Genomic DNA, 7,795 nt, shown 5'->3' with positions numbered 1-7,795 from the left:
GGTCCGCACGGCGCGGGGGGTCCGCACGGCGCGGGGGGTCCGCACGCCGGGTTGTGTCCGGACGGCCGGTTCCCGGCTGCCTGCGGGGGAAGTCCGCGCGGCTCATTCCTGCCTGCCCTTCCTGGCCCGCCGCACCAGCAGGTCGCGCAGCTCGCGCGTGTGCCGCCGGCTGACGGGGATCTCGGTGTCGCCGACCCGCACCGAGCACCGGCCGGAGTCGATGTGCAGCTCCTCGATGTGCTTGACCGCCACCAGATGGCTGCGGTGCACCCGGACGAACCCCGCCGACGACCACCGCTCCTCCAGGGTGGCCAGCGGGATGCGCACCAGGTGGCTGCCGCCGGAGGTGTGCAGACGGGCGTAGTCGCCCTGCGCCTCCACGTACATGACGTCGGCGCTGGAGACGAACCGGGTCACCCCGCCCAGCTCGACCGGGATGGTGTCGCTCTCGCCGCCCTCGGCGGGCACGTCGGCCGAGATCGCGACCCGCCTGATGGCCTCCGCCAGCCGCTCCGGCCGTACCGGCTTGAGCAGGTAGTCCTCGGCCTTGATCTCGAACGCGTCCACCGCGTGCTCCTCGTACGCGGTCACGAACACCACCCGCGGCGGGTTGGCGAACTGCGACAGCAGCCGGCCGAGCACCACGCCGTCCAGGCCGCGCATCCTGATGTCGAGGAACACGGCGTCGATCGGCCGCCCGTCGGCGATGGCGCGGTCGAGCAGCCGCAGTGCCGCGGCGCCGTCCCTGGCCGTGGCCACCTCGCCGATGCGCGGGTCGGCGCGCAGCAGGTACGACAGGTCTTCGAGGGCCGGCAGTTCGTCATCGACCGCGAGGACCCGGAGTTGTGCCATAGACAGTGATGAAACCGACAACAAAGATCGAGGTCAACGGGCGGAGACGCCTGGGTGATATTTCGGCAATCTGATGTTGACCTTCGTGCCCGCGCCGGTGGCCGTCTCGACCACCAGGCCGTACTCGTCGCCGTACACCTGGCGCAGCCGCTCGTCCACGTTGGCCAGCCCGACGCCGCCCGCGGGGGTGATCTCACCTGCGAGGATGCGGCGCAGCCGGTCGGGGTCCATGCCGAGCCCGTCGTCCTCGACGCTGATGCGGCACTCCGCGCCGGCGTCCTCGGCGACGATCGTGATGCGGCCGACGCCGTTCTTGCTCTCCAGGCCGTGCCGTACGGCGTTCTCGACCAGCGGCTGCAGGCACAGGAACGGCACCGCGACCGGCAGCACCTCGGGCGCGATGCGCAGCGTCACCTGGAGCTGGTCGCCGAACCTGGCCCGCTCCAGGATCAGGTAGCGGTCGATCGAGCGCAGCTCCTCGGCCAGCGTGGTGAACTCGCCGTGCCGGCGGAAGGAGTAGCGGGTGAAGTCGGCGAACTCCAGCAGCAGTTCCCTGGCCCGCTCGGGGTCGGTGCGGACGAAGGAGGCGATGGTGGTGAGCGAGTTGTAGATGAAGTGCGGCGAGATCTGCGCGCGCAGCGCCCGCACCTCGGCCTCCATGAGCAGCGTGCGCGAGCGGTCCAGTTCGGCCAGCTCAAGCTGGGAGTCCACCCACCCGGCCACCTCCTGCGCGGCCCTGACCAGCCCGGCGGAGGCGTTCTGCCCGTACGCGGCGAGCGTGCCCACCACGCGGTCGTCGGTGGTCAGCGGCACCACGACGGCGTGCCTGACGGGACATTCGAGCAGGTCGCAGTCGATGGTCAGCACCTGGGTGCGGCCGTCGCGCAGGGTGGCCGTGGCGTGCTCGAACGCCTGGTCGGCGTGGTGGTCGTCGCCCTCGCCGTCGTAGACGAGCAGGCGCTCGCCGTCGGTGATCGCCAGCGCGGCGGAGCCGAGCAGCGCGCGCAGGTGCCGCGAGGCGCGCTCGGCGCCGTCGGCGGTCAGGCCGGCCCGCAGCGGCGGCCCGGCCAGCGAGGCGGTGTGCAGGGTCTCGAACGTGGCCCGCTCGGCCGGGCTGGTGCCCAGCTCTCTGCGTCCGCGCATGACCCGCCAGAGCACGATCGCGGGCACGCTCACGAGCCCCGCCACCACGGCCACGCCGACCAGGTACTCCACGCGGCCAGAGCCTAGCTCACAGGGCCTTGGCGATGAGATCGGCGTACGACCTGGCCTCCGCGGCGGAGTCGTAGGTGGTACGGGGCCAGAAGAAGCCGCGCAGCCCGTCTTTCTTGTTGCGCGGGACGACGTGCACGTGCAGGTGGGCGACGCTCTGGCTGACCCGGTTGTTCATCGCGACGAACGTGCCGCCCGCCTGCAGCCCCTGCTCCACCGCGCGCGCCATGGCCTGCACGCGCTCGAAGAACGGCCCGACGGCGGTCAGGTCGGCGAGCGTCTCCACGTGCGCGCGCGGCACGACCAGGACGTGCCCCTTGAAGACCGGCCGGGTGTCGAGGAAGGAGACCGCCACCTCGTCGGAGGCCACCACGCAGGCGGGCCGTTCCCCGGCGATGATCTCGCAGAACAGGTCGGTGCTCACCGGCCGACCCTACCGGCCGCGCTGTCCCTGAAGGCGGTCCAGCTCGTCACGTTGGGCGCCGACCACTCCTGAGGCGCGTGCAGGAAGCGCTCGCCGACCCGCTCGCGCAGCCGCGGCGGCACCTCGCTCACCTTGGCGCCCCGGCAGTGGTAGACCAGCCCGCCCCCGCGCTGTCCCATCGCCATCCACGGCAGCCACGGCGAGACGCGGCACCAGGAGAACACGCACGGCACGTCCGGCGTCGCCGACGCCACGTCGGCCGCGGCGGCGAAGAACTGGAACAGCTCCAGCGCCCGGTAGGTGTCGCTCGCCGAGTTGTCCGGGTAGTCGGCGACCTTCAGCGGCGACGGGTAGGCCAGCCGCACGTCCACGTTGTAGACGATCTGGCCGCCGAGCCGCGTCTCGGGCACCGGGTGGGCGCCCAGCCGCTGGTTGACCGGGTCGTTGAAGACGTGCGCCACCTCGGCCTCGCGCCCGGTGACGGGGTTGTGCCAGGTGTCGAGCGGCTCCCGGCTCGCGGGGTCGAGGTAGAGGGCGGCCTCCCGGGTGAGCAGCCGCCAGCCGTCGTCGGCCTCGACCGCCCTGGCCACGTTGAGCCCCTCGAACCCGAACAGATGGCGCGGCCCGTCGTCGTCCTGCCAGCCGTAGACGTCGCCGGTCCAGTACGAGATCGTCTCCGCGCCGTCGGACGACGCGCGCACCCGGATGAAGTCCATGGGCGGGAGCCTAACGCGACAGATCGCGACAGTGTGTTGCTATGTTAGAAACATGGTGTCGCTAAATGAGGGAACGCAGCGGCAGAGCTGGTTCCCCCTCGTCGTCTTAGGCATCGGCATGTCCATGATCGTCATCGACGCGACGATCGTGAACGTGGCCGTCCCCGTGATCATGATCGACCTCGGGCTCTCGGCCACCGGCGTCGAATGGGTGAACTCGATCTACTCGCTGACCTTCGCCGCCCTGCTCATCCCGCTCGGCCGCACCGGCGACGTACACGGCCGGCGTAAGACGTTCGCCATCGGCCTGGTCGTGTTCCTGGCGGCCAGCATGCTCGCCGCCGCGGCCGGCAACGGGGCGCTGCTGATCGGCGCGCGGGTGCTGCAGGGCGTCGGCGCCTCCATGGTCGTGCCGATGACGCTCGCCGTCGTCAACGCCCTCTACACCGGCGCCCGCAGGACCATCGCCTTCGCCGTCTGGGGATCCATCATCGGCGGCATGGCGGCGCTCGGACCGCTGCTCGGCGGCTGGGTGGTGACCGACTTCGGCTGGCGCTGGGCGTTCTGGGTGAACCTCCCGATCGGCCTGCTGGTGCTGCTCGGCACCCGCAAGGTGCCCGAGTCGCGCGACCCCCACGGGGGCGGGGCCGACGTGCCGGGCCTGCTGCTGTCGGTCATCGGGCCGCTGGCGCTGGTGTTCGGGCTGATCGAGGGCCAGACGTACGGCTGGTTCACCGCCCCCGGCGGCGGGCTGTCGCCCGTCCCGCTCGCGTTCGTCGTGGCCGCCGCCTCGCTCGTCGCGCTCGTGCTGGTCGAGCGGGCCAGGGCGCGCGCGGGCCGTCCGGTGATCCTGGACCTGTCCCTGTTCGCCCTGCCCTCCTTCCGGTACGGCGGCGCCGCCGCGATGATCGTCATGCTCGGCGAGTTCGGCCTCATCCTGGTGCTGCCGCTGTTCCTGCAGTCGGCCATGGGGTTCACCGCGTTCCAGACCGGGCTGATCGTGGCCTCGCTCGCCGCCGGCACGTTCCTGGCGGGCGGCGTCGTGCCCCAGTTGCCGTTCGCGCCGCGCGTCATCGTCCGGCTCGGGCTGAGCCTGGAGGCCGCCTCGGCGATCGCGATCGGCCTGACCGCCGCCCCCTCCATCGGCCCGTGGTCGCTGGTCCCGTGGCTGGTCCTGTACGGGTTCGGCGTCGGCTTCGCCTCGGCCCAGCTCCCCAACGTCATGCTGGCCGGCGTGCCCGCCCGGCAGTCCGGCGCGGCCTCGGGCCTGCAGAGCGCGATCCGGCAACTCGGCGCCGCCGTCGGCGTCGCGGTCCTGGGCGCGGTGCTGGTCACCGGTCTCGACTCGGCCATGAACCACCACCTGCCCGGACACCCCGAGCTGGCCGCGGCCGTCCGCGAGAGCGGCGGCACCGCCATCCCCGCCATCCGGGACCCCGTCCAGCACGCCGCGGCCGTCGCCGCCTCGGCCGACGCCACCCGCCGGGTCACGATCGTCACGGGGCTCGCGCTGCTCGCGGGGGTCGGGGCGACGTTCCTGCTGCCCGATACTGGAGGGAGACGACGCGAGGAGGAGTGACGTCCGGTGCCGAGGATCACCGCGGCCACGGTGGCCGACCACCGCGCCAGCCAGCACGCCGCCCTGCTGTCGGCCGCCATGGAGATCCTGGTGACCGAGGGCGCGGCCGGGCTCACGCCGGCCGCCGTCGGGGCGCGCGTGGGGCTGGCCCGCTCCAGCGTCTACCGGTACTTCTCCTCCACCGCCGACATCCTGGCCCAGCTCGTGGAGGACGCCATCCCCCGCTGGGCCGCCCGCCTGACCGGGGCGACCGCGGGCGGGCCGGGCCTGGAGGCCAGGATCCGGGCGTTCGGGCAGGTCACGCTGTCGTTCGTGGCCCACCCCGACTACGCGCTGCTGCGCGCGCTCGTCTCCGTCGAACTGCCCCAGGAGTGCCAGGACCGGCTCGACCAGCTCCACGAGACGATGATCGCCCCGCTGCGCGACGTCCTGGCCGAGGCCGGGCACGAACAGCCCGACCTGGTGGCGCACCTGGGCTGGGCGATCCTGGGCGAGGCGCAGCACCGCCTCGCCGCCGGGGCCGGCGATCCCGCCCTGGTCGAGCGGACCGCGCTCGACGTGCTCTGCCGCGCGATGCTCACCTGACGACCGGCGGCCGGTCACTCACCTGACGGTCACCGCGAAGATCGCTTCGCCGGACTGCGCCCTGCTCTCCTCGGTGGACGGCGTCTTGGCCTGCCCGCACCGCCAGCAGTCGTACAGCCTGATCTCGGTCGTGCCCGGCTGCTTGCCGTTGAAGACGAAGTAGGCGGTGCGCCCGGCCCCGGGCACGTCGTCACCGCCTTCGTGCTCCTCGCTGATGAACGAGGCCACCTTCGGGTCCGGCAGCTCGGCCAGCTCCCAGTTGTCACCCACCGAGGGGTTGTCGGTGACGACCAGCGAGAACCGCTGCCCCGGGTTCACCTCCACCCGCACGGTGGCGCCCTTGGAGCCCTTGACGACCTTGCCGAAGTCGCTCACCGCCGACCCGGCGCCGCACCCCGCCGCCAGCAGGACGAACAGGGCGGCGACGGCCGTTCCACGCATCACCCGTGAAGGGTATACCCGGACGACGGATCACCTGCCGGTCCGGTGGCGGCGCATCATGCGGCGCGCCACCAGGAACGCGGTCACCGCGCCCGCCGCCGCGACCAGCAGCGCGGGCCGCCTGCGCGCCTGCGCCGCCGCGTCCTTCACCTGGTCGGGCGTGCCCTCGCGGACCTTGCCCGCCACCTCCGACGCCTTGCCCTTGACGGCCCCTGCCGCGTGCCCCGCCCGGTCCCTGGCCACCTCGGCGGCGTGCCCGGCCCGGTCCTTCGCCACTTCCGCCGCGTGCCCCGCCCGGTCCTTCGCCACCTCCGCGGCGTGTCCCGCACGGGCCTTCACGTCGGCCTTGCCGGCGAGCTGGCTGACGGTCTCGCCCAGCTCTCTACGCGTCTGTTCGATGTCCCTGCGCAAGGCGTCCTCCTCGTTGTCGTCCCCGCCCGTCCACCGCACCGGCCCTCGCTCGGCGCGCGGCCACCCGGCCGCTGCGGGCTGCTCGTCCTCGACGGGGGCTTCGGGGACGAACGTCTCGTGCTTCTCCCGGGCCCGCTGGGCCCTGCGCGCGTTCTCCGCCGCGCCCGGCCTGGTCGGAGGCACGTTGATGGACTCACCCTCGGTGGGCGTGCCGACGGTCGCCCTGCGGGCGCCGACGTCGCCGGCGTGCCGGTCGTTGTATCCGGGGTCGGTCTCGCTCATCGCCGTGCCCTCTCCTTGACCATGCCGATATCGGCCTTGACGCTCGCGATGGTCTCCTCCGGGACGGGCGGCGTGGCCCGCTTGACCTCGTTCTTCCCGAACAGCCCGAGCAGGGCCGAGACGATGAACAGCACCGCGGCCACCACGGCGGCCGCCGCCCAGCCGGGCAGCACCAGGGCGAGAAGCAGGATGACGGCGGCCACGAGGGCGGCGCCGCCGAAGAACGCGGCCATTCCGGCGGCGCCGAACAGGCCCGCGCCGAGCCCGGCGCGCTTGCCCTTCTCCGTGAGTTCCAGCTTGGCCAGGCGAAGCTCGTCCCTCACCAGCCTGGACACCTGTTCGGACAGATCGCTGACCAGTTTGTGGGTGTCAGTCACGACGCTCGCCTCCTCCGCTGAGGATGGCGACTACCCAGACAAAAGCCCTTCTATCCCCCGAAAAGCCCCGGTCGACGGGGAGGGCCTAGCGGCGCTTCTTCGCCGCCCGCTTGAGCAGGAACCCCAGGACGGACGCCACCGGGTCACGCTGGGGCTCGCACCAGTCGTCGGGCTGCTTCGGCCGGCTCCACGGGGACGGCAGCTCGCACGACGGAGCCGGCGGCTTCGGCCGTTCACACCACGATCCGGGAGGGTTCATATCCCCCACTTTACGCCTCAGTCGCGCGCCTGGCAGACGAGGTGCGTCAGGGCGGCCACCGCGCGGTAGGGGTCGCTCGCGCCCGCCCGTTCCTCGGCCGCCAGCAGATCGTCGATGTCGGCGGGGATGGGCGCGTCGGCGGGCGCGGTGTCGGTGAACACCCGCACCCCGTACCACTGGCGCACCTCCAGCCCCTGCGCCGCCAGCCGTCGCGTCAGCTCGCCGAGACGGTCGGCCCTGGCCGTGACGCCGAGCCGGTTGGAGTAACGCGTGTCGTCGAACGCCCGCAGCGCCGCACTCCAGTCGTCCAGCAGCCCCGGCCGCATGGCCAGCGCGTCGCCGTTGCGCACGAGCAGCGACAGCACGCCGCCGGGGGCCGGCATCCGGGCCAGGTCAGCGAGCAGCGGGTCGGGGTCGTCGAAGTACATCAGCACGCCGTGGCACAGGACGACGTCGAAGTCGCGCGGCTCGAACAGCTCCCCGAGCCGCTCGGCCGGCGCCTGCACGACCCTGACCCGCATGCCGGGCTGGATCCCGGCCTCCAGGACGGCGAGCAGCTCCCGGGAGGCGTCCAGCGCGGTGACGTGGTGGCCCCTCGCCGCCATGCGGAGGGCCTGCGTGCCCTGGCCGGAGCCCACGTCGAGGACTCGGCAGGGG

General features: G+C 72.9%; 11 protein-coding genes. 2 read left to right on the top strand and 9 right to left on the bottom strand.

Annotated features, from left to right (window positions below):
• Window positions 1–102: 102 nt before the first annotated feature.
• From FAF44_RS50945 to FAF44_RS50930, 4 genes are read right to left on the bottom strand one after another with little or no spacing between them, the layout of a single operon-like run.
• Entirely contained in the window at window positions 103–852 is a 750-nt protein-coding gene (locus tag FAF44_RS50945) for a LytTR family DNA-binding domain-containing protein (protein WP_237110715.1), read from the bottom strand.
• A gap of 33 nt (window positions 853–885) precedes the next feature.
• On the bottom strand, window positions 886–2,067 hold the full coding sequence (locus FAF44_RS50940; RefSeq protein WP_237110714.1) for a histidine kinase: 1,182 nt from the start codon (window positions 2,065–2,067) through the stop codon (window positions 886–888).
• A gap of 16 nt (window positions 2,068–2,083) precedes the next feature.
• Window positions 2,084–2,488: an HIT family protein gene (locus FAF44_RS50935; RefSeq protein ID WP_237110713.1), complete on the bottom strand. Its 405-nt coding sequence runs from the start codon at window positions 2,486–2,488 to the stop codon at window positions 2,084–2,086.
• Complete coding sequence (locus FAF44_RS50930; RefSeq protein WP_237110712.1) at window positions 2,485–3,204, bottom strand: DUF1838 family protein; 720 nt, start codon at window positions 3,202–3,204, stop codon at window positions 2,485–2,487. The genes FAF44_RS50935 and FAF44_RS50930 overlap by 4 nt, the downstream gene beginning before the upstream one ends.
• A 52-nt stretch (window positions 3,205–3,256) precedes the next feature.
• Here FAF44_RS50930 and FAF44_RS50925 point away from each other — a divergent pair, with 52 nt between their 5' ends.
• Together FAF44_RS50925 and FAF44_RS50920 are read left to right on the top strand one after the other, a co-directional pair.
• Entirely contained in the window at window positions 3,257–4,783 is a 1,527-nt protein-coding gene (locus tag FAF44_RS50925; RefSeq protein WP_237110711.1) for an MFS transporter, read from the top strand.
• 6 nt (window positions 4,784–4,789) lie between these two features.
• Entirely contained in the window at window positions 4,790–5,368 is a 579-nt protein-coding gene (locus tag FAF44_RS50920) for a TetR/AcrR family transcriptional regulator (RefSeq protein ID WP_237110710.1), read from the top strand.
• 18 nt (window positions 5,369–5,386) lie between these two features.
• On the opposite strand, the gene FAF44_RS50915 is transcribed toward FAF44_RS50920, so the two are convergent.
• From FAF44_RS50915 to FAF44_RS50895, 5 genes are all read right to left on the bottom strand, one after another.
• Window positions 5,387–5,809: a protease inhibitor I42 family protein gene (locus FAF44_RS50915; protein WP_237110716.1), complete on the bottom strand. Its 423-nt coding sequence runs from the start codon at window positions 5,807–5,809 to the stop codon at window positions 5,387–5,389.
• Between the two features lie 30 nt (window positions 5,810–5,839).
• On the bottom strand, window positions 5,840–6,502 hold the full coding sequence (locus FAF44_RS50910; protein WP_237110709.1) for a DUF3618 domain-containing protein: 663 nt from the start codon (window positions 6,500–6,502) through the stop codon (window positions 5,840–5,842).
• On the bottom strand, window positions 6,499–6,879 hold the full coding sequence (locus FAF44_RS50905) for a phage holin family protein (RefSeq protein ID WP_237110708.1): 381 nt from the start codon (window positions 6,877–6,879) through the stop codon (window positions 6,499–6,501). The genes FAF44_RS50910 and FAF44_RS50905 overlap by 4 nt, the downstream gene beginning before the upstream one ends.
• 85 nt (window positions 6,880–6,964) lie before the next feature.
• Window positions 6,965–7,138: a hypothetical protein gene (locus FAF44_RS50900; RefSeq protein ID WP_237110707.1), complete on the bottom strand. Its 174-nt coding sequence runs from the start codon at window positions 7,136–7,138 to the stop codon at window positions 6,965–6,967.
• 17 nt (window positions 7,139–7,155) lie between these two features.
• The coding region (locus FAF44_RS50895) for a bifunctional 2-polyprenyl-6-hydroxyphenol methylase/3-demethylubiquinol 3-O-methyltransferase UbiG (RefSeq protein ID WP_237110706.1) at window positions 7,156–7,795 on the bottom strand (640 nt) is incomplete at its 5' end.

This window comes from Nonomuraea sp. MG754425 (assembly GCF_021699195.1).
Lineage (GTDB): Bacteria > Actinomycetota > Actinomycetes > Streptosporangiales > Streptosporangiaceae > Nonomuraea.
This window is presented reverse-complemented; position numbering and strand designations above follow the sequence as displayed.

Coding starts and splice junctions, on each gene's coding strand:
- FAF44_RS50915 (WP_237110716.1), bottom strand. CDS start 5,809: ATGCGTGGAACGGCCGTCGCCGCCCTGTTCGTCCTGCTGGCGGCGGGG.
- FAF44_RS50930 (WP_237110712.1), bottom strand. CDS start 3,204: ATGGACTTCATCCGGGTGCGCGCGTCGTCCGACGGCGCGGAGACGATC.
- FAF44_RS50910 (WP_237110709.1), bottom strand. CDS start 6,502: ATGAGCGAGACCGACCCCGGATACAACGACCGGCACGCCGGCGACGTC.
- FAF44_RS50925 (WP_237110711.1), top strand. CDS start 3,257: ATGGTGTCGCTAAATGAGGGAACGCAGCGGCAGAGCTGGTTCCCCCTC.
- FAF44_RS50900 (WP_237110707.1), bottom strand. CDS start 7,138: ATGAACCCTCCCGGATCGTGGTGTGAACGGCCGAAGCCGCCGGCTCCG.
- FAF44_RS50945 (WP_237110715.1), bottom strand. CDS start 852: ATGGCACAACTCCGGGTCCTCGCGGTCGATGACGAACTGCCGGCCCTC.